Consider the following 24,696-nt stretch of genomic DNA (forward strand, 5'->3'; position numbering starts at 1 on the left):
TCGGTGCATGTCGTACTCGCCGGTGGGGGGACCGCCGGCCACATCGAGCCCGCGCTCGCCCTCGCGGACGCCCTGCGCAGGCAGGACCCCACCGTGGGGATCACGGCACTCGGTACGGAGAAGGGCCTGGAGACCCGGCTCGTGCCCGAGCGCGGCTACGAGCTCGCGCTCATCCCGGCCGTCCCGCTGCCCCGCAGGCCCACCCCTGAGCTGATCACCGTCCCCGGGCGGCTGCGCGGCACGATCAAGGCCGCCGAGCAGATCCTGGAGCGCACCAAGGCCGACTGCGTCGTCGGCTTCGGCGGCTACGTGGCGCTGCCCGGCTACCTCGCGGCCAAGCGGCTCGGGGTGCCGATCGTGGTCCACGAGGCCAACGCCCGGCCGGGCCTGGCCAACAAGATCGGCTCGCGGTACGCGGCCTCGGTGGCCGTCGCCACCCCGGACAGCAAGCTGCGCAACTCCCGCTACATCGGCATCCCGTTGCGCTACTCGATCGCGACGCTCGACCGGGCCCGGGTCCGCCCCGAGGCGCGCGCCGCGTTCGGGCTCGACCCGGGTCTGCCGACGCTGCTCGTCTCCGGGGGCTCGCAGGGCGCCCGGCGCCTGAACGAGGTCATCCAGCAGATCGCTCCGGTGCTCCAGCGCTCCGGCATCCAGATCCTGCACGCGGTCGGCCCGAAGAACGAACTGCCGCGTGTCGACAACATGCCCGGGATGCCGCCGTATGTCCCGGTACCGTACGTGGACCGGATGGATCTCGCGTACGCCGCGGCCGACATGATGCTCTGCCGCGCGGGCGCGATGACCGTCGCCGAACTCTCCGCCGTCGGGCTGCCCGCCGCCTATGTCCCGTTGCCGATCGGCAACGGCGAACAGCGACTGAACGCCCAGCCGGTGGTGAAGGCCGGCGGCGGACTCCTCGTCGACGACGCCGAACTCACTCCCGAGTGGGTGCAGGGCAACGTCCTCCCGGTGCTGGCCGACCCGCACCGGCTGTACGAGATGTCGCGCTCCGCCGCCGAGTTCGGGCGGCGCGACGCCGACCAACTCCTCGTGCAGATGGTGTACGAGGCCGTCGCAGGACGCTGATCAACTGACGGAAGGCAGGGACCGTGGCCGGACAGGCGACCGCTCAGCGCGGTGGCGGACAGACCAAGAAGTCCGTGAAGTCCGGCCGGTCCGGCCCCCGTCCCCGGCGGAGCCGCCGCTTCCGGCTGCCTCGCCGACGGGGCCCGATCGTCCTGGCCGTCGCCGTCGTCCTGCTCGGCGCGGGCCTCGTCTGGGTGCTCTACGGCTCCACCTGGCTGCGCGTCGAGCACGTGAAGGCCACCGGGACAGAGGTTCTGACGCCGGGTGAGGTCGAGGCGGTGGCCGCGGTGCCGATCGGTTCGCCACTGATTTCCGTCGACACGGGGGCGATTGAGGCGCGATTGCGCCAGAAACTGCCCCGTATCGACTCCGTCGAGGCGGTCCGTTCCTGGCCGCACGGGATCGGTCTGAAAGTGACCGAGCGCAAGCCCGTCCTGGTCATGAAGAACGGTGCGAAGTTTGACGAAGTGGACGCGAAGGGTGTGCGTTTCGCCACCATCCAACAGCCCCTCGACGGCCTCCCGCTGCTCGAATTGACCCCCTCGAAGTCCCCGAGTCAGCGGCGGTTCGGCACAGACCGGCTCGTCCTCGAAGCAGTGGGCATCGCGGGTGAACTCCCGCCCGCCGTCGCCAAGGAGACGCGTTCCGTCAAGATTTCCTCCTACGACTCCGTCACGTTGGAGTTGACCGGCGGCCGCAGCGTGCTGTGGGGAAGCGGCGAGGAAGGTGAGCTGAAGGGACGTACCCTCGGGGCACTGATGAAAGCGCGGCCGAAGTCGGCCCGCTTCGATGTGAGCGCCCCCACCGCCCCTGCGGTATCGGGTAGTTGACGGACATATGCGCTGGCCAGCACCCTGGTTGGTCAGCGACACGGGTGATCACATAGGGTGAAAAGAAAAACGGGAGGTTCGGCGTGTTCGTTGAACGCGCGCCACTTGTCGACTTAGTGTCCTGTTCGGAAGAGTCCAGCGAACAGACACACTGGTAACCCTAAACTTCAACGTTAGGGTTCGGGCCGGCGATACGGACCGTCCCAATCGGCATTCGTCGTCACCTTGCGGCAACCGCGAAGTGACGCCCGTAACTCGAGGCGAGAGGCCTTCGACGTGGCAGCACCGCAGAACTACCTCGCAGTCATCAAGGTCATCGGTGTCGGCGGCGGTGGTGTCAATGCCATCAACCGAATGATCGAGGTCGGTCTCAAGGGCGTCGAGTTCATCGCGATCAACACTGACGCACAAGCACTGTTGATGAGCGACGCCGACGTCAAGCTCGACGTCGGCCGTGAACTCACCCGCGGCCTCGGGGCCGGAGCCAACCCGGCAGTCGGGCGCAAGGCGGCAGAGGACCACCGTGAGGAGATCGAGGAGGTCCTCAAGGGGGCCGACATGGTCTTCGTCACCGCCGGCGAAGGCGGCGGCACCGGCACCGGCGGCGCCCCCGTCGTCGCCAACATCGCGCGCTCGCTCGGCGCCCTGACGATCGGTGTGGTCACCCGCCCGTTCACCTTCGAGGGCCGGCGCCGGGCGAACCAGGCGGAGGACGGCATCGCCGAGCTCCGCGAAGAGGTCGACACCCTCATCGTCATCCCGAACGACCGGCTGCTCTCCATCTCCGACCGCCAGGTCAGCGTCCTGGACGCGTTCAAGTCCGCCGACCAGGTGCTGCTCAGCGGTGTCCAGGGCATCACGGACCTGATCACCACGCCGGGCCTCATCAACCTTGACTTCGCCGACGTCAAGTCGGTCATGTCGGAGGCGGGTTCGGCGCTCATGGGCATCGGCTCGGCCCGCGGCGACGACCGCGCGGTGGCCGCCGCCGAGATGGCGATCTCCTCGCCGCTCCTTGAAGCCTCCATCGACGGCGCCCGCGGCGTGCTGCTCTCCATCTCCGGCGGGTCCGACCTCGGCCTGTTCGAGATCAACGAGGCCGCCCAACTGGTCAGCGAGGCCGCCCACCCCGAGGCCAACATCATCTTCGGCGCCGTCATCGACGACGCCCTCGGCGACGAGGTGCGCGTCACGGTCATCGCGGCCGGCTTCGACGGCGGACAGCCGCCGGCCCGCCGGGACAACGTGCTCAGCGCCTCCTCCTCCAACAAGCGCGACGAGCCCGCTCCTTCGCGCCCGGCCGAGGTGTCCCGCCCGCTCGGCGGACTCGGCACGGTCCGCGAGGAGCCGCCGGCCCCCCCGGCCCCGGTCGAGCCCGCCCCGGTCAACGAGGCCCCGGCCCCCTCGGCCATCCCGACGGCCCGTCCCTACCCGGACAGCCAGGCCGAAGAGCTGGACGTCCCGGACTTCCTCAAGTGACTGAAGTGACGTTTCGAAGCGATCTCTTGAAGTGATACGAGAGCAGGGCACTGTGAGCGGCGCGCACTTCGCCTTCACCGACCGGTGGGGCGGGGTGAGCGCCGTTCCGTACGAGGAGCTCAACCTCGGCGGCGCGGTCGGCGACGACCCCGCCTCGGTCCGCACCAATCGCGAACTCGCCGCCAAGTCGCTCGGGCTCGACCCGGGCCGGGTGGTCTGGATGAACCAGGTGCACGGCCGCGAGGTCGCCGTCGTCGACGGCCCCTTCGGTCCGGGCGACCGGACCGCGGTGGACGCCGTGGTGACGGGCCGTCGCGGAACCGCGCTCGCGGTGCTCACCGCGGACTGCACCCCGGTCCTCCTCGCCGACCCGGTGGCAGGGGTCGCGGGGGCGGCCCACGCGGGCCGGCCCGGAATGGTCGCGGGCGTGGTGCCCGCCGCCGTCGAGGCGATGGTCTCGCTCGGCGCCGACCCGGCCAGGATCGTCGCCCGCACCGGCCCCGCCGTCTGCGGACGCTGTTACGAAGTGCCCGAGCGGATGCGGGCCGAGGTCGCCGAGGCCGAGCCCGCCGCCTGGTCCGAGACCAGCTGGGGCACGCCCGCCGTGGACGTCACCGCGGGGGTGCACGCCCAACTGGCCGCCCTCGGCGTCACCGGCATCGAGGCCTCACCGGTCTGCACGCTCGAATCGCTCGACCACTTCTCGTACCGCCGCGACCGCACCACTGGGCGGCTCGCCGGATATGTCTGGCTGGACTGACGACTCATGACGGATCGCAAGACCGAACTCGCCGAGAACCTGGCACGGGTGGAGGAACGTATCGTCTCCGCCTGCGCCGCGGCCGGGCGCAAGCGGGCGGACGTGACCCTCATCGTGGTCACCAAGACCTACCCGGCGAGCGACGTGCGCCTGCTGCACGAACTGGGCGTACGCCATGTCGCGGAGAACCGCGACCAGGACGCGGCCCCCAAGGCGGCGGCCTGTGCGGACCTGGACCTGACCTGGCACTTCGTGGGCCAGTTGCAGACCAACAAGGTTCGTTCTGTTGCCAGTTATGCCGATATGGTGCAGTCGATCGACCGGGTCAAGCTGGTCGGCTCGCTCTCGACCGCGGCCGTACGGGCCGGGCGCGAGCTGGGCTGCCTCATCCAGGTGGCCCTGGACGCGGAGTCCGGCGAGCGGGGTGAGCGCGGAGGAGTCGCCCCCGACGGGATCGAGGAGTTGGCCGCGCTGGTCGAGGAGGCGCCCGGGCTCCGGCTCGGCGGTCTGATGACGGTGGCGCCGCTGGCCGGTGAGTACGCCGGACGGCAACGTGCGGCCTTCGAGCGACTCCTGGAATTCTCATCCCGCCTGCGCGCGGACCATCCGGCTGCGAACATGGTGTCAGCAGGGATGAGTGCGGACCTCGAAGAGGCCGTTGCGGCCGGAGCGACACATGTACGCGTCGGAACGGCGGTACTCGGAGTCCGACCCCGGCTCGGGTAACGTCGCGAAGCAAGTCGGACCACAGCAGAAAATATGGTCATTCCCACTCTTCGGTGGGCAGACCGCGTGGATCGTGGGCCCTTGGTGACGCTGCCACTTGGCGACAGGAGCGATCCACCACAGAGCGGAGGAATCTGAGCATGGCCGGCGCGATGCGCAAGATGGCGGTCTACCTCGGCCTCGTGGAGGACGATGGGTACGACGGCCGGGGGTTCGACCCCGACGACGATTTCGAACCCGAGCCCGAACCGGAGCGCGACCGTCGGCGGCACCAGCCCCCGCACCAGTCCCCGCTCCAGGACGAACGGGACGAACCGGTACGAGTAACTCAGCCTCCGGCACCGAGAGAACCGGTTCAGCTACCGGTAGAAAGCGGGCGTCCGGCGCGAATTGCACCCGTGGCGTCCATCACACCTGAACGTCCGAGCCTGGAGAAGAACGCACCGGTGATCATGCCCAAGGTCGTGTCCGAGCGGGAGCCGTACCGCATCACCACGCTGCACCCGCGGACCTACAACGAGGCCCGTACCATCGGGGAACACTTCCGCGAGGGCACTCCGGTGATCATGAATCTCACGGAGATGGACGACACCGACGCGAAGCGACTTGTCGACTTTGCCGCTGGACTCGTCTTCGGCCTGCACGGCAGCATTGAACGGGTGACGCAGAAGGTGTTCCTGCTGTCTCCTGCTAACGTCGATGTCACGGCGGAGGACAAGGCCCGCATCGCAGAGGGCGGATTCTTCAACCAGAGCTGAGAACACGACACCGGGAACGAACCGGCCGGGAACGGGCCGGGGCTTGTGAAGCAAGGGGAGAGGGAAGCGCGAGATGGGCGTCGCACTACAGGTGGTCTACATCGCGCTGATGTGCTTCCTCATCGTGCTGATCTTCCGGCTCGTCATGGACTACGTCTTCCAGTTCGCCCGTTCATGGCAACCCGGCAAGGCGATGGTGGTCATTCTTGAGGCCACCTACACTGTCACCGATCCACCGCTCAAGCTTCTGCGGCGGTTCATTCCGCCGCTGCGTCTCGGGGGCGTGGCACTCGACCTGTCCTTCTTCGTTCTGATGATCATCGTCTACATCCTGATCAGCATCGTGGTCAGGTTGTGAACGATACGGTCCTGCCGACTGCCGACGACTACGTAGAGGTGAAGAAGAGATGCCGCTGACCCCCGAGGACGTGCGGAACAAGCAGTTCACGACGGTCCGCCTCCGAGAAGGCTATGACGAGGACGAGGTTGATGCCTTCCTCGACGAGGTCGAGTCGGAGCTGACGCGACTGCTCCGCGAGAACGAGGATCTGCGCGCCAAGCTGGCCGCCGCCACCCGCGCCGCCGCGCAGAACCAGCAGCAGGGCATGCGCAAGCCGGAGCCGCAGGACGGCCGAGGCCCGGGTGCACCCGTGCCCGCCGCCATATCCGGTCCGCCGCAGGTCCAGCAGCAGCCGCAGATGGGTCCGCCCCAGCTGCCCAGCGGTGCGCCGCAGCTGCCCGCAGGACCTGGCGGTCACGGCCCGCAGGGCCAGCACGGCCCGGGCCAGATGGGCCAGGGCCCCATGGGCCAGGGTCCGATGGGCCAGAACCAGCTGGGTCAGGGCCCCATGGGCCAGAACCAGCTCGGTCAGGGCCCCATGGGCCAGATGGGCGGCCCCATGGGCGGCCACGGTCCGCAGATGGGACAGCCGGCCCAGGCTCCCGGTGGCGACAGCGCCGCCCGGGTGCTCTCCCTCGCGCAGCAGACCGCCGACCAGGCGATCGCGGAGGCCCGTTCCGAGGCCAACAAGATCGTCGGCGAGGCCCGGTCCCGCGCCGAGGGTCTGGAGCGCGACGCCCGTGCCAAGGCGGACGCCCTGGAGCGGGACGCGCAGGAGAAGCACCGCGTCGCGATGGGCTCCCTGGAGTCCGCCCGCGCCACGCTGGAGCGCAAGGTCGAGGACCTGCGCGGCTTCGAGCGCGAGTACCGCACGCGGCTGAAGTCCTATCTGGAGTCCCAGCTGCGTCAGCTGGAGACCCAGGCGGACGACTCGCTCGCGCCGCCGCGTACTCCGGCGACCGCGTCGCTGCCGCCGGCCCCGCAGATGAGCGGGTCCATGGCGTCGGCCGGTGCCGGGGCGATGGGGCACCCGATGGGTGGCCAGCCGTCCATGGGCGGCCAGCAGTCCATGCCGAGCGCGCCGTCCTACGGTGGTCAGCAGCAGATGTCGCCGGCGATGACCCAGCCGATGGCGCCGGTGCGGCCGCAGGGGCCTTCGCCCATGCAGCAGGCGCCTTCGCCGATGCGCGGCTTCCTGATCGACGAGGACGACAACTGACGGGGTCTGCGCGTGTGACCCACGCGTAGCCGTCGGCAGGCTGCGAGGGCCGGTACCGGGGTTTTCCCGGTACCGGCCCTCTGCCGTGCCCCGGGGCGGGCGTTCATCCCCTGCCCGCCCCTTCCCGAGACCCTCCGGGGGTGGGGATGGGCCGAGGTCCGATGCCGGGGGCGCTGCCCCCGGGCCCCCGCTCCTCAAACGCCGGAGGGGCTGAATATGTCGCTGGTCAGGTGCGGACCGTGAGTGGTTGCTCGCGCAGTTCCCCGCGCCCCCAGCAGGGCTGATCCCGGCCAGCGCCGCATCTTCAGGCCGTCCGGCTTCTTCCATGCTGCCCATGCAGGCATCCCCAGCCCGTCATGGGGGTCCCCCTGGCCCTTAAGGCCCTGGGGGCGCACCCCCCATGAAAACAACCCTCTGTTCCCCACCCCACCCCCGGAGGGTCTCGGGAAGGGGCGGGGTGGGGGAGAGAACGCCGACGGCCCGCCCCCCGGGGTTCCAGGGGCGGGCCGTCGGCGTGAGGGGGCCGCTACGCCTTGCGGAGGCGGAACGTCAGGCTCAGGGGCTCGTCAGTGAAGGCGGAGCCGTACGTGGCGTCGGCCTCGCCCGCCGCGTAGTCCGTCGCCAGGACCTCGTCCGCGATCAGCTCCGCGTGGGTGGTCAGGGCCGAGGAGACCTCCGGGTCCGTGGACTCCCAGCGCACCGCGATCCGGTCCGCCACGTCGAGCCCGCTGTTCTTGCGCGCCTCCTGGATCAGCCGGATCGCGTCACGGGCCAGGCCCGCCAGGCGCAGTTCCGGGGTGATCTCCAGGTCGAGGGCGACCGTCGCGCCGGAGTCCGAGGCCACCGACCAGCCCTCGCGCGGGGTCTCGGTGATGATGACCTCGTCCGGGGCCAGCGACACGGACTCGCCGTTGACCTCGACCGACGCCGTGCCCGTGTCGCGCAGCGAGGCGGACAGGGCTGCCGCGTCGGCCGCCGCCACCGCCTTCGCCACGTCCTGCACGCCCTTGCCGAACCGCTTGCCGAGCGCCCGGAAGTTGGCCTTCGCCGTGGTGTCGACCAGCGAGCCGCCCACCTCGGAGAGGGAGGCCAGGGACGTCACGTTCAGCTCTTCCGTGATCTGCGCGTGCAGCTCGGTCGAGAGGGTTTCGAAGCCCGTCACCGCGACCAGCGCCCGCGACAGCGGCTGGCGCGTCTTGACGCCCGACTCCGCGCGCGTCGCCCGGCCCAGCTCCACCAGGCGGCGCACCAGCGCCATCTGCTGCGACAGCGCCGGGTCGATCGCCGCCGTGTCCGCCTTCGGCCAGGACGTGAGGTGGACGGACTCCGGGGCGTCCGGGGTCACCGGCACGACCATGTCCTGCCAGACGCGCTCGGTGATGAACGGCGTCAGCGGGGCCATCAGGCGGGTGACCGTCTCGACCACGTCGTGCAGGGTGCGCAGCGCGGCCTTGTCGCCCTGCCAGAAGCGGCGGCGCGAGCGGCGTACGTACCAGTTGGAGAGGTCGTCGACGAAGGAGGAGAGCAGCTTGCCCGCCTTCTGGGTGTCGTACGACTCCAGGGCCGAAGTGACGCCCTCCACAAGGGAGTTGAGCTCGGAGAGCAGCCAGCGGTCCAGGACCGTGCGGTCGGCCGGGGCCGGGTCCGCCGCGCTGGGCGCCCAGTTGGACGTACGGGCGTACAGGGCCTGGAAGGCGATCGTGTTCCAGTAGGTCAGGAGCGTCTTGCGGACGACCTCCTGGATGGTGCCGTGGCCCACCCGGCGCGCGGCCCACGGGGAGCCGCCGGCTGCCATGAACCAGCGCACCGCGTCGGCGCCGTGCCGGTCCATCAGCGGGATCGGGTCCAGGGTGTTGCCGAGGTGCTTGGACATCTTGCGGCCGTCCTCGGCCAGGATGTGGCCCAGGCACACGACGTTCTCGTAACTGGACTTGTCGAAGACCAGGGTGCCCACGGCCATCAGCGTGTAGAACCAGCCGCGGGTCTGGTCGATGGCCTCGCTGATGAACTGCGCCGGGTAGCGGGACTCGAAGAGCTCCTTGTTCCGGTGCGGGTAGCCGTACTGCGCGAACGGCATCGAACCCGAGTCGTACCAGGCGTCGATGACCTCGGGCACGCGCGCCGCTTCGAGGGAGCAGCCCTCGTCGGTGCAGGTGAACGTCACGTCGTCGATGTACGGGCGGTGCGGGTCGAGGGCGGACTGGTCGGTGCCGGTCAGCTCGCTGAGCTCCGCGCGGGAGCCCACGCAGGTCAGGTGGCCCTCCTCGCAGCGCCAGATGGGCAGCGGGGTGCCCCAGTAGCGGTTGCGGGACAGCGCCCAGTCGATGTTGTTCTTCAGCCAGTCGCCGAAGCGGCCTTCCTTGACCGAGTCGGGGAACCAGTTGGTCTTCTCGTTCTCCCGCAGCATCGCGTCCTTGACGGCGGTGGTGCGGATGTACCAGGACGGCTGCGCGTAGTAGAGCAGCGCCGTGTGGCAGCGCCAGCAGTGCGGGTAGCTGTGCTCGTACGGGACGTGGCGGAAGAGGAGGCCGCGCTCCTTGAGGTCCTCCGTCAGCTTCTCGTCGGCCTTCTTGAAGAAGACGCCGCCGACCAGCGGGACGTCCTCCTCGAAGGTGCCGTCGGGGCGCACCGGGTTCACGACCGGCAGCCCGTACGCCTTGCAGACCAGGAGGTCGTCGGCGCCGAAGGCGGGGGACTGGTGCACCAGACCCGTACCGTCCTCGGTCGTGACGTACTCGGCGTTCACCACGTAGTGGGCGGGCTCGGGGAACTCGACGAGCTCGAAGGGGCGCTGGTAGGTCCAGCGCTCCATCTCGGCGCCGGTGAAGCTCTGGCCGGTGACCTCCCAGCCCTCGCCCAGGGCCTTCTCCAGGAGCGGCTGGGCGACGACGAGCTGCTCCTCGCCGTTCGTCGCGACGACGTACGTCACCTCGGGGTGGGCCGCGACCGCCGTGTTGGACACCAGGGTCCACGGGGTCGTCGTCCACACCAGGAGGGCCGCCTCGCCCGCCAGGGGGCCGCCGGTGAGCGGGAAGCGGACGAAGACCGAGGGGTCGACGACCGTCTCGTAGCCCTGCGCCAGCTCGTGGTCGGACAGGCCCGTGCCGCAGCGCGGGCACCAGGGGGCGACGCGGTGGTCCTGGGTGAGCAGGCCCTTGTTGAAGATCTCCTTCAGGGACCACCACACGGACTCGACGTACTGCGGGTCCATGGTGCGGTAGGCGTCGTCCAGGTCGACCCAGTAGCCCATCCGGGTCGTGAGATCGGCGAAGGCATCGGTGTGGCGGGTCACGGACTCGCGGCACTTGGCGTTGAACTCGGCGATGCCGTACGCCTCGATGTCCTTCTTGCCGTTGAAGCCGAGCTCCTTCTCGACCGCCAGCTCGACGGGCAGGCCGTGGCAGTCCCAGCCGGCCTTGCGGGCCACGTGGTAGCCCTGCATCGTGCGGAAGCGGGGGAAGACGTCCTTGAAGACGCGGGCCTCGATGTGGTGGGCGCCCGGCATGCCGTTGGCGGTGGGCGGGCCCTCGTAGAAGACCCACTCGGGGCGGCCCTCGGACTGTTCGAGGCTCTTGGCGAAGACCTTGGACTGCTCCCAGAAGTCGAGCACGGCGTGCTCAAGGGCGGGCAGGTCTACCTGGGCGGGCACCTGGCGGTACTGCGACATCCGTTCATCCTCCGGCGGATCGTCGTGCGGTTCCGTCGGAGGGACGAGAGCCTGCCCTCGTGGGGCGCTCCCGCGGTACCACCCTCCTTGGCGGTGTGCGGAACACCGCCCCCTCATTGGGGTCGCGAAGCCGGTTCTACCGGACTCCCCGGTGGGGAGCCTTTCTTCCGGCGGCTCGGGGGTGATCTTCACCGCGCGCTCGCCTCCGGGCTCACACCGTCCCCGGATCGCTCTTGGCTGCGTACGCCGCTACTCGTCCCGTCCACGCCTCTCGCTGCGGCCAGTGTACGGGGCCCGGTGAAGGGCGGCCGACAGGTTATCGGCGGACCGTGGCGAAGGGCGCGTACATGACCCGAATGGCCACACGGCCCCCGGCGGGGTCCGGCTCCGCCCGTCCGGCGGATTACCGGGCCGGGAGCTGGGCACAACGGTTGCAGGTTCGTCTTGCCGCCGGTCCGGGGCGGGGCGAACCGGCGGCGTGCCCCGTTGCCGCGGGCCTGGGGTCGATTTATCGTCCCAGCACGATTCGCGAGCAAGATCACAATATGTGAAGGGGCCGCGGCCATGGTGGCGAAGAAGACCGCCGTAGAGACCACAACGGCGTCCAGGAGAGCCAGTGCCACACGTGCTGCCGCAGGCGCCACCACGGGCTCGGCGGCCAAGGACACGAACGGGAAGAAGACCACCGCCGCCAAGAAGACGGCGGCGAAGAAGACCGCTGGTGCCAAGACCGCCAAGACCGCCAAGGCCGCCAAGGCCGCCGAGACCGCTTCGGTGAAGGCCGGTCGGGCCGAGAAGACGACGGTCAAGAAGGCAGCCGCCACGGAGACGGCCGAGGAGACGGCCAAGGCGGCGCCCGCCAAGAAGGCCGCGGCCGGCAAGGCAACCGGGACGGCGCGGGCCGCGTCCGACAAGGCGACCGACAAGACGGCGCCGGCGAAGTCGGCCGGGGCGGGCGCCAAGAAGGCCGCGACCGCGGCCCAGGGGGCGGCTGCGGCCGCGGAAGAGACGGGAGCCAAAAAGGTGGTTGCGAAGAAGACTGCGGGAGGGGCAACGGCGGCCAGGGCCGCCGCGGCGTCGGCGGTGCCGGCGGCCCGTGCCGTCGCCACGGCCGCCCCGGGGGAGCTTCCGGTCCGGCCCGGCGAGGACCCGTGGACCCCGGCGGAGGTCGCCGAGGCCCGCAACGAGCTGTCCAGCGAGGTGCTGCGGCTGCGCAGCGAGATCGAGGCCTCGGAGGCGGCGCTGACGGGCCTGATGCGCGACTCCGGAGACGGCGCGGGCGACGACGACGCCGACACCGGCACCAAGAACATCACCCGCGAGCACGAGATGGCGCTCGCCGCCAACGCCCGCGAGACCCTTGAGCAGACCGAGCACGCCCTGGAGCGCCTGGACGCCGGGACGTACGGCTACTGCGAGGTCTGCGGGAAGCCGATCGGCAAGGCCCGGATGCAGGCGTTCCCGCGCGCCACCCTCTGCGTGGAGGACAAGCAGAAGCAGGAACGGCGGGGCTGAGTCCGCACAGGTGTGCCGTACCCTCGTGCTCAGTCAGGCACCTAGTCGGTTGAGGGACTCACGTGGCAGAGGCGGAGCACATCATCGGTACGCCGGATGTGGAAGGGGCCGACGAGCAGGCGGCCCCTGCGGAGCGGCCGAAGGGCAAGCGGAAGATCGCCGTGCTGTTCGCGGTGGCGGTCTTCGCCTACCTTCTCGACCTCGGCAGCAAGATGCTCGTGGTGGCCAGGCTGGAGCACCACGAGCCGATCAAGGTCATCGGTGATCTGCTCCAGCTGAACGCGATCAGGAACGCGGGCGCCGCCTTCGGGATCGGCGAGGCGTTCACGGTGATCTTCACGATCATCGCGGCGACCGTGATCGTGGTGATCGCGCGGCTCGCGCGCAAGCTCTACAGCCTGCCGTGGGCGATCGCGCTCGGCCTGCTGCTCGGCGGCGCGCTCGGCAACCTCACCGACCGGATCTTCCGCTCGCCCGGCATCTTCGAGGGCGCGGTCGTCGACTTCATCGCCCCCAAGGGCTTCGCGGTCTTCAACCTGGCCGACTCCGCGATCGTGTGCGGCGGCATCCTGATCGTGATCCTGTCCTTCCGCGGCCTCGACCCGGACGGCACCGTCCACAAGGACTGAACGCCCTCCTCAAGGCTCCGGCCGCCGGATGCGCGGCGGGGGATGTCGGTGGGGCAAGGCATACTCGACGGGTGAGCACGATTCCCGAGATCCGCACCCTGCCCGTTCCCGACGGCCTCGAAGGCGAGCGCGTCGACGCCGCCATCTCCCGCATGTTCGGGTTTTCCCGTACCAAGGCGGCCGAGCTTGCCGCGGCGGGGAAGGTCCAGGTCGACGGCGCCGTGGTCGGCAAGTCCGAGCGGGTGCACGGCGGGGCCTGGCTGGAGGTCGAGATGCCGCAGGCGGCGGCTCCGGTCCAGATCGTCGCCGAGCCCGTCGAGGGCATGGAGATCGTCCACGACGACGACGACATTGTCGTGATCATGAAGCCGGTGGGCGTCGCCGCCCACCCGAGCCCGGGCTGGACGGGCACCACGGTCATCGGCGGTCTCGCCGCGGCCGGCTACCGCATCTCCACCTCCGGCGCCGCCGAGCGCCAGGGCATCGTGCACCGCCTCGACGTCGGCACCTCGGGCCTGATGGTCGTCGCCAAGTCCGAGCGGGCGTACACCTCGCTCAAGGCGCAGTTCCGCGAGCGGGTCGTCGACAAGCGCTACCACGCGCTCGTCCAGGGCCACCCGGACCCGATGAGCGGCACCATCGACGCCCCGATCGGGCGCCACCCCAACCACGACTACAAGTGGGCCGTGACCGCCGAGGGCAAGCCGTCGGTCACGCACTACGACCTGAGCGAGGCGTTCCGCGCGGCCTCGCTGCTCGACATCAAGCTGGAGACGGGCCGCACGCACCAGATCCGCGTGCACATGTCGGCCCACCGCCACCCCTGCGTCGGCGACCTCACCTACGGCGCCGACCCCACCATCGCCAAGCGCCTCAAGCTGACGCGCCAGTGGCTGCACGCGGTGCGGCTCGGCTTCGAGCACCCCGGTGACGGCGAGTGGGTCGAGTTCGAGAGCCGGTACCCGGAGGACCTCCAGTACGCCCTCGACACGATCCGGGCCGAGAGCGAGTGACCACCTACCGGGTCCGCATCGCCGAGGGCGCCGCCGACCGGGAGGCCTGCTTCGCCGTGCGCAGGCAGGTGTTCGTGGACGAACAGCGGGTGCCCGAGGAGCTGGAGTACGACGCGTACGACGAGAGCGCCCTGCACGTCCTCGCCGAGGGCGACCAGGGGCCTCTCGGCACCGGGCGGCTCCTGTACGGGCCCGACGTGCTGCACAAGACCGGGGACGCGGGCGTCGGCTCGCTCGGCCGGCTCGCGGTCACCTCGGCGGCCCGCGGGCTCGGCGTCGGCGCGGCCCTGGTGCGCGCCATCGAGGACGCCGCCCGTGAACGCGGCCTGACTGCGGTCGACCTGCACGCGCAGACGCAGGCCCTGGGCTTCTACGAGCGGCTCGGGTACGAGGCGTACGGCCCGGAGTTCCAGGACGCGGGGATCTGGCACCGCGCCATGCGGCGGGCGCTCCCGTAGCGCTGCTCTCTGCGCACTTTGCCCCCCGATGGGCGGTTCGGGCGGGTTGCGTGGCACGCTGGAGGCCTTGATCGTCCAGGCCGTCCAGGCCCGCACCGCCCCGGAGGGCATCCGTGGATCAGCTGGCCCTGCTGCTCGTGCTCCTTCTCGGCGCGGTGGTCACGGTCCCGTTGGGGGACCGCCTCGGGCTGCCCGCACCGGTGCTCATGACGATCGGCGGGATCGTGATGGCGCTGCTGCCGTTCGTGCCGAACGTGGACATCCCGCCGGAGTTCATCCTTCCGCTGGTCCTGCCGCCGCTGCTCTACGCCTCCGTACAGCGCACTTCCTGGCGCCAGTTCACGGCCAACGTCCGGCCGATCTTCCTGCTCGCCGTGGCACTCGTCTTCGTGACCACGGCCGCCGTCGCGGCCGTGGCCAACTCCATCGTGCCGGGGCTGCCGATCGCCGCGGCCGTCGCGCTCGGCGCACTCGTCGCACCGCCCGACCCGGTCGCCGCGACGGCGGTGGCGGGCTCGCTCGGGCTGCCGCGCCGCCTGGTGTCGATCCTGGAGGGCGAGGGCCTGTTCAACGACGTCACCGCGATCGTGCTCTACCACGTGGCGATCGCGGCGACCGTGAGCGGGAGCTTCTCGTGGGCGTCGGCGGCCGGTGAACTCGTGCTGTCCGCCGTGGTCGCCGTCGTCGTCGGCCTCGCCCTCGGCTGGGTCGCGAACAAGCTGATGGGGCTGCTCGGCGACCCCACCCTCCAGATCGGCCTCACCCTCCTCGTCCCGTTCGTCGGCTACGTACTGGCCGAGGAGTTCCGCGGCTCGGGGGTCCTCGCCGTGCTGACCGTGGCCCTCTTCCTCGCCGAGCACACGATGGACGCCGACGACGTACAGGGCCGGCTCGCCGGGGCCACGTTCTGGCAGATCGTCGACACCCTGGTCACCGGCGTCGCGTTCGGCCTCATCGGGCTCGAACTCCACAACGTTTTCGGCACCGCGACCGGCCGCGAACTGCACATGTTCGGCTGGGCGGCGGCCGTGGTCGGCGTCGTCGTGGGCGTACGGCTGCTGTGGCTGCTCCCGGCGACCTGGCTCGCCAAGCGGCTGCACACCAAGCGCGACTACGACGAGGAGATCCCCACGTCCTGGCGGGAGACCATGGTCATGTGGTGGGCCGGGATGCGGGGCGTGGCCTCGGTGGCCCTCGCGCTCGCCATCCCGCTGAAGACGGACGACGGCTCGCCCTTCCCGGGTCGCGACGAGATCGTCTTCATCGCCTTCGCCGTGATCATGACCACCCTGGTCTTCCAGGGGCTCACCCTGCCCTGGCTGGTCAAGAAGCTCGGCGTACGCGCCGACACGGACGCCGAGCGCGGCTTGGAGCGGGACCTCGCGATCCGGGCCGCGAAGGCCGCGAAGCGGCGCCTGAAGGAGATCGAGGACGTCGAGGAGTTGCCCGAGGACGTCATGGAGCAGTTGCAGCGGCGGGCGTACGACGTGGGGGCGCGGATCAGTCCCGACATGGTCGACGAGGAGCGGCGCGAGGCGTACGCGAAGCGGGTGCAGCGGATTCGGGCGGTTCAGCGGATTCAGCGCGAGATGATGTCGGCGGCTCGGCACGAGGTGCTGTCCGCGCGCAGCGAGCCCGGGGCCGACCCGGAGATCGTGGACAGGGTGCTGCGGCAGCTGGATGTGCGCAGCTTGAAGTGACCCCCGGGGGCTGAGCCCCCAGACCCCTGTTCGCGCTTCAAGGGCGCTCGTCCTCGATCGCCGGACGGGCTGACGGCGCCTCGCCCGTCGTGATCCTCGGCAGCGCGTACGGATGTTCCGCGTGCAGCCACGCCACCATCTGCTCCCGCACCGTCACCCTCACCGTCCAGATGTCGTCCGCGTCCTTCGCCGTCACCGTCGCCCGCACCTGGATCGTGGACGGGGTGGTGTCCGTCACCGCCAAGGAGAAGTCGCGGCCGTCCCAGGCCGGGCACTCCTTCAGGATCAGGGCGAGGCGCTCGCGCATCAGGGGGAGCGGGGCCGAGTGGTCCAGGTGGAAGAAGACCGTGCCGGTCATCTGGGCGCCGCCGCGGGACCAGTTCTGGAACGGCTTGCTGGTGAAGTACGAGACCGGCATGGTCAGGCGGCGCTCGTCCCAGGTGCGTACCGCGAGGAAGGTCAGCGTGATCTCCTCGACGACGCCCCACTCCCCGTCCACCACCACCGTGTCGCCGATCCGCACCATGTCGCCGAAGGCGATCTGGAGCCCCGCGAAGAGGTTGCCGAGGGTGGACTGCGCGGCCACACCGGCGACGATGCCCAGGATGCCCGCCGAGGCCAGCAGGGAGGTGCCCGCCGTGCGCATCGCGGGGAAGGTGAGCAGCATCGACGCGACGGCCACCACGGCCACGATCGCGCTGACCACCCGCTGGATGAGCGTGACCTGGGTGCGGACCCGGCGGACCCGGGCCGGATCGCGCGTCGAGGCCGCGTAACGGGTGTACGAGGACTCCACGACGGCCGTGGCGATCCGCACCACCAGCCAGGCGCTCGCGCCGATCAGGACCAGCGTGAGGAACTGGCCCAGACCCGCCTCGTGGTCCTGCACCGGCCCCCACTTGATCTCGTCGTACGAGCCGCGCAATATCGCGGTGAGCAGGACGAGGCGCAGGGGTATGCGGCAGCGGCGCAGCAGGCCCCACAGCGGGGTGTCGCGGTGCCGGGCGTCGACTCTGCGCAGCAGCCGGTCGGCCAGCCATCCCACCACCAGCGTGAGCACGACCGAGCCGCCGATGACGATCAACGGACGCAGCACGTTCTCCATGCCTTCGACCGTAACTGGCACGATGGCCCCATGAACATCATGCTTTTCCATTCGGTCTACGGTCTGCGTCCCGCCGTACAGGAGGCGGCCGAGCGGCTGCGGGCCGCCGGCCACCAGGTGCACGTCCCCGACCTGTACGAAGGCCGCACCGCGGAGACCGTCGAGGAGGGCAGGGAGCTCAAGGACGAGATCGGCAAGGACGAGCTCCTGAAACGAGCCATTCTCGCTGCCGCCCCGTACTCCGAGCGGGGTCTCGTCTACGCCGGGTTCTCGCTCGGCGGGTCCATCGCGCAGACCCTGGCGCTCGGCGACGAGAAGGCCCGCGGCCTGCTGCTGCTCCACGGCACCTCGGACATGGCCGAGAACGCGGCCGTGGACGAGCTGCCCGTCCAGCTGCACGTCGCCGACCCGGACCCGTTCGAGTCGGCGGACTGGCTCAATTCCTGGTACCTCCAGATGCAGCGGGCCGGCGCGGACGTGGAGATCTACCGCTACCCGGGCGCCGGCCACCTCTACACCGACCCGCAGCTGCCGGACTACGACGAGGCGGCCGCCGAGCAGACCTGGCGCACCGCGCTGGGATTCCTCGACAGCCTGGCCGGCGAATAAGGGCGCCAGAACGCCGAACGGGCCGTGCGGACCCGGAGGTCCGCACGGCCCGTTCGACGGCCGTCAGGGGGTCAGCCCTTGAGCGCCTTGTCGATCGCGGCCGTGAAGGAGGCCGCGTCCGACGGCGCGTTCTCCGAGCCGTCCGCGGTGATCTTCTTGCCGTCCATCTTCAGCGTGGGCGTGCCGGTGACGCCGCTGCTGTTGAACTTGTCCGACATGACCAGCGCCCACTTGTCGTAGGTGCCGTCCTTGACCGCCTTGTCGAAGGCCGCGTTGCCCTTGAGCGCCGGAACGGTGTCGGCGATCTCGATCAGGTAGTCGCGGCTCTTGAACTTGTCGGTGGTCTCCTCGGGGTGGAACTTGGCCGAGTAGAGCGCCGACTTGTACTCAAGGAACGCCTCGGGGCTGACGTTCAGCGCCGCGCCGAGCGCGCTCAGCGCGGTCTTCGAGCCGGTGCCCGGGCTGCCGTTGTCGATGAACGTGGCGCCGATGAACTGGATCTTGTACTTGCCCGCGTCGACGTCCTTCTTGATCGTCGGGCCGACGGCCTGCTCGAACGACGAGCAGATCGGGCAGCGCGGGTCCTCGTACAACTCCAGGGTCTTCTTCGCCTCGGGCTTGCCGATGACGACGGTCGTGCCGTCGCTGCCCGAGTTGGCGGGCTTCACCAGCGTCTTGTCCTTGGCGGCCTCCCACGCGGTGGGCTTCATGGACTGCATCACCGCGTAGCCGACACCGCCCGCGACGGCGAGGACACCGACGACGGACGCGGCCACGATGATCTGCCGGCGGGTCTTGTCCTTCTTCGCCTGGCGCTCGCGCTCCGCTCGCAGCCGCTCGCGGGCGGCAGCCTTGTTGGCCTGGCTGTTGCGGGAACTCATGATCTTCTTCTCCGGATGGCAGGGGGGAAAGTGACGGGGGACTGCTGTGCTCGCGAGCCCGGACCTCAGACGAGGACGGGCGACGGGCAGGGCGGTCCCCTGCGTGCCACGGAGTGCACCAGGAGGCGGGTGTGCGAGGGGCCGGGCCTGCCGTGCGCCGGGCGCGCGAGCGGCCGCTCGGCGCCGACGACGGCGCGCACCACGGCGGCCGCGACGAGCAGCGGCCGGAACGCGAACGCGGCGACCGCGCGCAGCAGCCGGGCGAGCGCCGCCTCGCCCCGGCGCAGCCACAGGGCGGCGAGCAGTCCCACCGTCAGGTGGGCCGCGAGCAGCAGCCAGGGCACGGCCGGGCCGGGGTGGGTCAGCAGGGTGGCCGCGTTTGCCGGGGCGCCCACGGCCCCCAGCGTGCCGCCGCCGCACAGCACGTCGAAGCCGACCGCGCGCAGGGCGCCCGCGACGGGCCCGCCGGCCGGGCCGTAACAGACGTGCTGGCCGGTGGTGAACAGGGTGTCGGCGGCCAGCTCCAGCGGGACCAGGGCCCCCGCTATCGCCCAGTAGCCGCGCTCGTGGCCGGCCAGCGCGTACGCGATGACGAACACCGCGCCGGCCGCCGCGGCCACCAGCGTGAGCGGCAGCGGTACCTGCGAGAGCAGCACGTGGGACGCGGCGGAGAGCGTCACGACGAGCGCCGTGAAAAGCGCCGCGCGTGCCGCTCTGAGCTGCGTCCCGGATATGTCCATCGCGGGTGAGTGTGCCATGTCCGGCTGTTGGTTGTGCCTAAGAGTTCGGTGAGACTAGAGACCCGGAATCCGACCGTTACGGAACAGGTCGACGAAGATCTGGTGGTCGGCACGGGCCCGCGCCCCGTAGGAGTGCGCGAAGTCGACGAGCAGGTCCGCGAAGCCCTCCTCGTCGGCGGCGATCGCCGCGTCGATGGCGCGCTCGGTGGAGAACGGCACCAGCTCGGAGTGGCCGCTCTCGTCGTCCGCCGCCGCGTGCATGGTGGCCGTGGCCCGGCCGAGGTCGGCGACGACCGCCGCGATCTCGTCCGGGTCGTCGATGTCCGACCAGTCCAGGTCCACCGCGTACGGCGAGACCTCGGCGACCAGCTGGCCCGCCCCGTCCAGCTCGGTCCAGCCCAGCCACGGGTCGGCGGCGGCCTGCAGCGCGCGCTGCGAGATCACCGTGCGGTGCCCCTCGTGCTCGAAGTAGCCGCGCACCGCCGGGTCCGTGATGTGCCGGGACACCGCCGGGGTCTGCGCCTGCTTGATGTAGATCACCACATCGTTCTCCAGGGCGTCGCTGTGCCCCTCCAGAAGGATGTTGTACGAGGGCAGACCGGCCGAGCCGATCCCGATTCCGCGGCGCCCGACGACGTCCTTCACGCGGTAGGAGTCCGGGCGCACCAGGCTCTCCTCGGGCAGCGTCTCCAGGTAGCCGTCGAACGCCGCGAGGACCTTGTAGCGGGTCGCCGCGTCCAGCTCGATCGAGCCGTCTCCCTCGGTGAACCGGCGTTCGTACTCCCGGATCTCGGTCATCGAGTCGAGCAGCGCGAACCGGGTCCGGGCCCGGGCGTCGCGCAGCGCGCCGAGCAGCGGGCCCTCGGCCGTGTCCAGGGTGAAGGGCGGTACCTCGTCGTCCTTGGCGCCCGAGGCGAGGGCGTGGATGCGCTCGCGGTATGCGGCGGCGTAGGTGCGCACCAGGGAGGTGATCTGCTCGTCGCTGAACGCCTTGGTGTAGCCGATCAGCGCCAGCGAGGCGGCGAGGCGCTTGAGGTCCCAGGTGAAGGGCCCCACGTACGCCTCGTCGAAGTCGTTGACGTTGAAGATCAGGCGGCCGTTGGCGTCCATGTACGTGCCGAAGTTCTCGGCGTGCAGGTCGCCGTGGATCCAGACCCGGCCGGTGCGCTCGTCCAGGTAGGGGCCGCCGTGCTGTTCGCGCTCCAGGTCGGCGTAGAACAGGCAGGCCGTACCCCGGTAGAAGGCGAACGCCGAGGCCGCCATCTTGCGGAACTTGACCCGGAAAGCGGTCGGGTCGGCGGCCAGGAGCTCGCCGAACGCGGTCTCGAAAACGGCGAGTATCTCTTCGCCGCGCGTCTCCGCGCTGGGCTGCGGGACCGACATCGCTGGGTGCCTCCTGGTGCGTACTGCCTGCGTCACGATGGGGACGGGGTGTGCCCCTTCCAACGCGCGACCGTACCCCGGAGTGCCCGCCCGGCGCGCCCGGCCACCGCCCCTCACCGAGGTGCTCCGCGCCGCGGTTCCCCCTCGGTTGTCAGCCGGGCGACGTAGACTCCAAGGCTGTCCCCCTGCTCCGCGAACCCTCTCTTGCCGTTGGAGGCCCCACCCGTGACTGGCACGTCCAAGACACCGTTCACGCACCTTCACGTCCACACCCAGTACTCGCTGCTGGACGGTGCCGCGCGGCTCAAGGACATGTTCAACGCCTGCAATGAGATGGGCATGACGCACATCGCCATGTCCGACCACGGCAACCTGCACGGTGCCTACGACTTCTTCCATTCGGCGAAGAAGGCGGGCGTCACGCCGATCATCGGCATCGAGGCGTACGTGGCCCCCGAGTCGCGGCGCAACAAGCGCAAGATCCAGTGGGGCCAGCCGCACCAGAAGCGCGACGACGTGTCCGGTTCGGGTGGTTATACGCACAAGACGATCTGGGCGCACAACAAGACGGGCCTGCACAACCTGTTCCGCCTCTCCTCGGACGCGTACGCCGAGGGCTGGCTGCAGAAGTGGCCGCGGATGGACAAGGAGACGATCTCGCAGTGGTCGGAGGGGCTCATCGCCTCCACCGGCTGCCCCTCCGGCGAGGTCCAGACCCGGCTGCGGCTCGGCCAGTTCGACGAGGCGGTGCAGGCGGCCTCCGACTACAAGGACATCTTCGGCGAGGGCAAGTACTTCCTGGAGCTGATGGACCACGGCATCGAGATCGAGCGCCGGGTCCGCGACGGCCTGTTGGAGATCGGCAAGAAGCTCGGCATCCCGCCGCTCGTCACCAACGACTCGCACTACACCTACGCCCACGAGGCGACCGCGCACGACGCCCTGCTCTGCATCCAGACCGGCAAGAACCTCTCGGACCCGGACCGCTTCCGCTTCGACGGCACGGGCTACTACCTCAAGTCCACCGAGGAGATGTACGCGGTGGACTCCTCGGACGCCTGGCAGGAAGGGTGCGCCAACACCTTCCTCGTCGCGGAGCAGATCGACACCGAGGGGATGTTCGCCGAGAAGAACCTGATGCCGAAGTTCGACATCCCCGAGGGCTACACCGAGGTCACCTGGTTCCGCGAGGAGATCGCCCGCGGAATGAAGCGGCGCTACCCGTCAGGCGTCCCCGAGGACCGCCAGAAGCAGGTCGAGTACGAGATCGGGATCATCCTGGAGATGGGCTTCCCCGGGTACTTCCTCGTGGTCGCCGACTTCATCATGTGGGCCAAGAACAACGGCATCGCGGTCGGCCCCGGCCGAGGTTCCGCGGCCGGTTCGATCGTCGCGTACGCCATGGGCATCACCGACCTCGACCCGATCACGCACGGCCTGATCTTCGAGCGGTTCCTCAACCCCGAGCGCGTCTCCATGCCCGATGTCGACATCGACTTCGACGAGCGCAGGCGCGTCGAAGTGATCAGGTATGTGACGGAGAAGTACGGCTCCGACAAGGTCGCCATGATCGGCACCTACGGAAAGATCAAGGCGAAGAACGCCATCAAGGACTCCGCGCGGGTGCTCGGCTACCCGTACGCGATGGGCGACCGCCTCACCAAGGCGATGCCCGCCGACGTCCTCGGCAAGGGCATCGACCTCTCCGGCATCACCGACCCCAAGCACCCGCGCTACAGCGAGGCGGGCGAGATCCGGGCGATGTACGAGAACGAGCCGGACGTGAAGAAGGTCATCGACACCGCCAAGGGCGTCGAGGGCCTGGTCCGGCAGATGGGTGTGCACGCGGCCGGCGTGATCATGTCCAGCGAGCCGATCGTCGACCACGCCCCGATCTGGGTGCGGCACACCGACGGCGTCACCATCACGCAGTGGGACTACCCCCAGTGCGAGTCGCTCGGCCTGATCAAGATGGACTTCCTGGGCCTGCGCAACCTGACGATCATGGACGACGCCGTCAAGATGGTGAAGTCCAACAAGGGCATCGACCTGGAGCTCCTGGAGCTTCCCCTGGACGACCCGAAGACGTACCAGCTGCTCTGCCGGGGTGACACGCTGGGCGTGTTCCAGTTCGACGGCGGCCCGATGCGCTCGCTGCTGCGCCAGATGCAGCCCGACAACTTCGAGGACATTTCCGCCGTTTCGGCCCTGTACCGGCCGGGCCCGATGGGCATGAACTCGCATACGAACTATGCCGAGCGCAAGAACGGCCGCCAGGAGATCACGCCGATCCACCCGGAGCTCGAAGAGCCCCTGAAGGAGACGCTCGGTCTGACCTACGGCCTCATCGTGTACCAGGAGCAGGTGCAGAAGGCCGCCCAGATCATCGCCGGGTACTCGCTCGGCGAGGCCGACATCCTGCGCCGCGTGATGGGCAAGAAGAAGCCCGAGGAGCTGGCGAAGAACTTCACCATCTTCCAGGAGGGCGCCAAGAAGAACGGCTTCTCCGACCAGGCGATCCAGGCCCTGTGGGACGTCCTGGTGCCGTTCGCCGGATACGCGTTCAACAAGGCGCACTCCTCGGCGTACGGCCTGGTCACCTACTGGACCGCGTATCTGAAGGCCAACTACCCGGCCGAGTACATGGCGGCCCTGCTGACCTCGGTCAAGGACGACAAGGACAAGTCGGCCGTCTACCTGAACGAGTGCCGGCGCATGGGCATCAAGGTGCTGCCGCCGAACGTGAACGAGTCGGTGCACAACTTCGCCGCCCAGGGCGACGACGTGATCCTGTTCGGCCTGGAGGCCGTCCGCAACGTCGGTACGAACGTCGTCGACTCGATCATCCGCTCCCGCAAGGCGAAGGGGAAGTTCGCCTCCTTCCCCGACTACCTGGACAAGGTCGAGGCCGCCGCCTGCAACAAGCGCACCACGGAATCGCTCATCAAGGCGGGCGCCTTCGACACGATGGGCCACACCCGCAAGGGCCTGACCGCCCAGTTCGAGCCCATGATCGACAACGTGGTGCAGGTCAAGCGCAAGGAGGCCGAGGGCCAGTTCGACCTCTTCGGCGGCATGGACGAGGACAGCAGCGAGCCGGGCTTCGGCCTCGACGTCGAGTTCGGCGACGTGGAGTGGGAGAAGTCCTACCTGCTCGCCCAGGAGCGCGAGATGCTCGGCCTGTACGTCTCCGACCACCCGCTCTTCGGTCTGGAGCACGTGCTTTCCGACAAGGCGGACGCGGGCATCGGCCAGCTCACCGGCGGCGACTACTCGGACGGCTCGATCGTCACCATCGGCGGCATCATCTCCGGCCTCCAGCGCAAGATGACCAAGCAGGGCAACGCCTGGGCGATCGCCACCGTCGAGGACCTGGCCGGCTCCATCGAGTGCATGTTCTTCCCGGCCACCTACCAGCTGGTCTCGACCCAACTCGTCGAGGACGCGGTGGTGTTCGTCAAGGGACGCCTCGACAAGCGCGAGGACGTCCCGCGCCTGGTCGCGATGGAGCTGATGGTCCCCGACCTGTCGTCGGCGGGCACCAACGCGCCGGTCGTCCTGACCATCCCCACCGTGAAGGTCACCCCGCCGATGGTCAGCAGGCTCGGCGAGATCCTGGGGCACCACCGGGGCAACACCGAGGTGCGGATCAAGCTCCAGGGGCCGCGCTCGACGACCGTGCTGCGGCTCGACCGGCACCGGGTCCAGCCGGATCCGGCCCTTTTCGGTGACCTGAAGGTGCTGCTCGGCCCGTCCTGCCTGGCCGGCTGACCTCGCAGGACGTTTCCGTACGGG

At 69.9% G+C, this 24,696-nt stretch carries 20 protein-coding genes; 15 read left to right on the forward strand and 5 right to left on the reverse strand.

Going from position 1 to position 24,696, the window contains the following annotated elements; translation table 11 throughout:
• The first annotated feature begins 3 nt into the window (after nt 1–3).
• The 8 genes from murG (at nt 4) to ACSHXC_RS28570 (ending at nt 7,201) form a co-directional block, all read left to right on the forward strand.
• A complete protein-coding gene (gene murG / locus ACSHXC_RS28535) occupies nt 4–1,089 on the forward strand; it encodes an undecaprenyldiphospho-muramoylpentapeptide beta-N-acetylglucosaminyltransferase (protein WP_438294320.1) in 1,086 nt (361 codons plus the stop codon).
• 23 nt (nt 1,090–1,112) lie between these two features.
• The gene (locus tag ACSHXC_RS28540) at nt 1,113–1,919 is read left to right on the forward strand and encodes a cell division protein FtsQ/DivIB (RefSeq protein WP_438294321.1); all 807 of its coding nucleotides are present in this window, start codon (nt 1,113–1,115) and stop codon (nt 1,917–1,919) included.
• Between the two features lie 276 nt (nt 1,920–2,195).
• On the forward strand, nt 2,196–3,398 hold the full coding sequence (ftsZ, locus tag ACSHXC_RS28545) for a cell division protein FtsZ (protein WP_438294322.1): 1,203 nt from the start codon (nt 2,196–2,198) through the stop codon (nt 3,396–3,398).
• A gap of 52 nt (nt 3,399–3,450) precedes the next feature.
• Nucleotides 3,451–4,158, forward strand: coding sequence for a peptidoglycan editing factor PgeF (gene pgeF, locus ACSHXC_RS28550; RefSeq protein ID WP_438294323.1), 708 nt, complete (start codon nt 3,451–3,453; stop codon nt 4,156–4,158).
• A gap of 6 nt (nt 4,159–4,164) precedes the next feature.
• The gene (locus tag ACSHXC_RS28555; protein WP_438294324.1) at nt 4,165–4,884 is read left to right on the forward strand and encodes a YggS family pyridoxal phosphate-dependent enzyme; all 720 of its coding nucleotides are present in this window, start codon (nt 4,165–4,167) and stop codon (nt 4,882–4,884) included.
• A 140-nt stretch (nt 4,885–5,024) separates the two neighbouring features.
• On the forward strand, nt 5,025–5,642 hold the full coding sequence (locus ACSHXC_RS28560) for a cell division protein SepF (protein WP_393834625.1): 618 nt from the start codon (nt 5,025–5,027) through the stop codon (nt 5,640–5,642).
• Nucleotides 5,643–5,715: 73 nt separating this feature from the next.
• Entirely contained in the window at nt 5,716–6,000 is a 285-nt protein-coding gene (locus ACSHXC_RS28565) for a YggT family protein (protein ID WP_053727781.1), read from the forward strand.
• Between the two features lie 49 nt (nt 6,001–6,049).
• Nucleotides 6,050–7,201 (forward strand): DivIVA domain-containing protein, encoded by a 1,152-nt coding sequence (locus tag ACSHXC_RS28570; protein WP_438294325.1) that lies wholly within the window; start codon nt 6,050–6,052, stop codon nt 7,199–7,201.
• Between the two features lie 526 nt (nt 7,202–7,727).
• Here the strand turns inward: ACSHXC_RS28570 and ileS are convergent.
• Nucleotides 7,728–10,868: an isoleucine--tRNA ligase gene (gene ileS / locus ACSHXC_RS28575; RefSeq protein ID WP_438294326.1), complete on the reverse strand. Its 3,141-nt coding sequence runs from the start codon at nt 10,866–10,868 to the stop codon at nt 7,728–7,730.
• Between the two features lie 564 nt (nt 10,869–11,432).
• On the opposite strand from ileS, the gene ACSHXC_RS28580 reads away from it, so the two are divergent.
• The 5 genes from ACSHXC_RS28580 (at nt 11,433) to ACSHXC_RS28600 (ending at nt 16,183) form a co-directional block, all read left to right on the forward strand.
• Nucleotides 11,433–12,383 carry a TraR/DksA family transcriptional regulator gene (locus tag ACSHXC_RS28580; RefSeq protein ID WP_438294327.1) on the forward strand — a complete coding sequence of 317 codons (951 nt, stop codon included), beginning with the start codon at nt 11,433–11,435 and terminating at the stop codon, nt 12,381–12,383.
• A 62-nt stretch (nt 12,384–12,445) separates the two neighbouring features.
• Entirely contained in the window at nt 12,446–13,012 is a 567-nt protein-coding gene (lspA, locus tag ACSHXC_RS28585) for a signal peptidase II (protein WP_438294328.1), read from the forward strand.
• Between the two features lie 71 nt (nt 13,013–13,083).
• Nucleotides 13,084–14,025: an RluA family pseudouridine synthase gene (locus ACSHXC_RS28590; protein WP_438294329.1), complete on the forward strand. Its 942-nt coding sequence runs from the start codon at nt 13,084–13,086 to the stop codon at nt 14,023–14,025.
• Nucleotides 14,022–14,483, forward strand: coding sequence for a GNAT family N-acetyltransferase (locus ACSHXC_RS28595; protein WP_438294330.1), 462 nt, complete (start codon nt 14,022–14,024; stop codon nt 14,481–14,483). The genes ACSHXC_RS28590 and ACSHXC_RS28595 overlap by 4 nt, the downstream gene beginning before the upstream one ends.
• 113 nt (nt 14,484–14,596) lie before the next feature.
• Nucleotides 14,597–16,183: a Na+/H+ antiporter gene (locus tag ACSHXC_RS28600; RefSeq protein WP_438294331.1), complete on the forward strand. Its 1,587-nt coding sequence runs from the start codon at nt 14,597–14,599 to the stop codon at nt 16,181–16,183.
• A gap of 37 nt (nt 16,184–16,220) precedes the next feature.
• Here ACSHXC_RS28600 and ACSHXC_RS28605 read toward each other — a convergent pair whose 3' ends face one another.
• On the reverse strand, nt 16,221–17,288 hold the full coding sequence (locus ACSHXC_RS28605) for a mechanosensitive ion channel family protein (protein WP_438294332.1): 1,068 nt from the start codon (nt 17,286–17,288) through the stop codon (nt 16,221–16,223).
• A gap of 30 nt (nt 17,289–17,318) precedes the next feature.
• On the opposite strand from ACSHXC_RS28605, the gene ACSHXC_RS28610 reads away from it, so the two are divergent.
• A complete protein-coding gene (locus ACSHXC_RS28610; protein WP_438294333.1) occupies nt 17,319–17,897 on the forward strand; it encodes a dienelactone hydrolase family protein in 579 nt (192 codons plus the stop codon).
• A 71-nt stretch (nt 17,898–17,968) separates the two neighbouring features.
• Here ACSHXC_RS28610 and ACSHXC_RS28615 read toward each other — a convergent pair whose 3' ends face one another.
• The 3 genes from ACSHXC_RS28615 to ACSHXC_RS28625 form a co-directional block, all read right to left on the reverse strand.
• Nucleotides 17,969–18,778 (reverse strand): thioredoxin domain-containing protein, encoded by an 810-nt coding sequence (locus ACSHXC_RS28615; RefSeq protein WP_438294334.1) that lies wholly within the window; start codon nt 18,776–18,778, stop codon nt 17,969–17,971.
• Nucleotides 18,779–18,843: 65 nt separating this feature from the next.
• A complete protein-coding gene (locus tag ACSHXC_RS28620) occupies nt 18,844–19,518 on the reverse strand; it encodes a hypothetical protein (protein WP_438294335.1) in 675 nt (224 codons plus the stop codon).
• 54 nt (nt 19,519–19,572) lie between these two features.
• On the reverse strand, nt 19,573–20,901 hold the full coding sequence (locus ACSHXC_RS28625; RefSeq protein ID WP_438294336.1) for a DUF2252 domain-containing protein: 1,329 nt from the start codon (nt 20,899–20,901) through the stop codon (nt 19,573–19,575).
• 225 nt (nt 20,902–21,126) lie between these two features.
• Here ACSHXC_RS28625 and dnaE point away from each other — a divergent pair, with 225 nt between their 5' ends.
• Entirely contained in the window at nt 21,127–24,672 is a 3,546-nt protein-coding gene (gene dnaE, locus ACSHXC_RS28630; protein ID WP_438294337.1) for a DNA polymerase III subunit alpha, read from the forward strand.
• The last annotated feature ends 24 nt before the right edge of the window (nt 24,673–24,696 follow it).

Origin of the sequence: Streptomyces sp. HUAS TT7, from assembly GCF_051550175.1 — a bacterium.
GTDB lineage: Bacteria > Actinomycetota > Actinomycetes > Streptomycetales > Streptomycetaceae > Streptomyces.

Excerpts from the sequence above, each read along its gene's own strand:
- ACSHXC_RS28555 (WP_438294324.1), top strand. The coding sequence starts at position 4,165 with ATGACGGATCGCAAGACCGAACTCGCCGAGAACCTGGCACGGGTGGAG.
- ACSHXC_RS28560 (WP_393834625.1), top strand. The coding sequence starts at position 5,025 with ATGGCCGGCGCGATGCGCAAGATGGCGGTCTACCTCGGCCTCGTGGAG.
- ACSHXC_RS28565 (WP_053727781.1), top strand. The coding sequence starts at position 5,716 with ATGGGCGTCGCACTACAGGTGGTCTACATCGCGCTGATGTGCTTCCTC.
- ACSHXC_RS28570 (WP_438294325.1), top strand. The coding sequence starts at position 6,050 with ATGCCGCTGACCCCCGAGGACGTGCGGAACAAGCAGTTCACGACGGTC.
- ileS (WP_438294326.1), bottom strand. The coding sequence starts at position 10,868 with ATGTCGCAGTACCGCCAGGTGCCCGCCCAGGTAGACCTGCCCGCCCTT.
- ACSHXC_RS28580 (WP_438294327.1), top strand. The coding sequence starts at position 11,433 with ATGGTGGCGAAGAAGACCGCCGTAGAGACCACAACGGCGTCCAGGAGA.
- ACSHXC_RS28605 (WP_438294332.1), bottom strand. The coding sequence starts at position 17,288 with ATGGAGAACGTGCTGCGTCCGTTGATCGTCATCGGCGGCTCGGTCGTG.
- ACSHXC_RS28610 (WP_438294333.1), top strand. The coding sequence starts at position 17,319 with ATGAACATCATGCTTTTCCATTCGGTCTACGGTCTGCGTCCCGCCGTA.
- ACSHXC_RS28615 (WP_438294334.1), bottom strand. The coding sequence starts at position 18,778 with ATGAGTTCCCGCAACAGCCAGGCCAACAAGGCTGCCGCCCGCGAGCGG.
- ACSHXC_RS28620 (WP_438294335.1), bottom strand. The coding sequence starts at position 19,518 with ATGGACATATCCGGGACGCAGCTCAGAGCGGCACGCGCGGCGCTTTTC.
- ACSHXC_RS28625 (WP_438294336.1), bottom strand. The coding sequence starts at position 20,901 with ATGTCGGTCCCGCAGCCCAGCGCGGAGACGCGCGGCGAAGAGATACTC.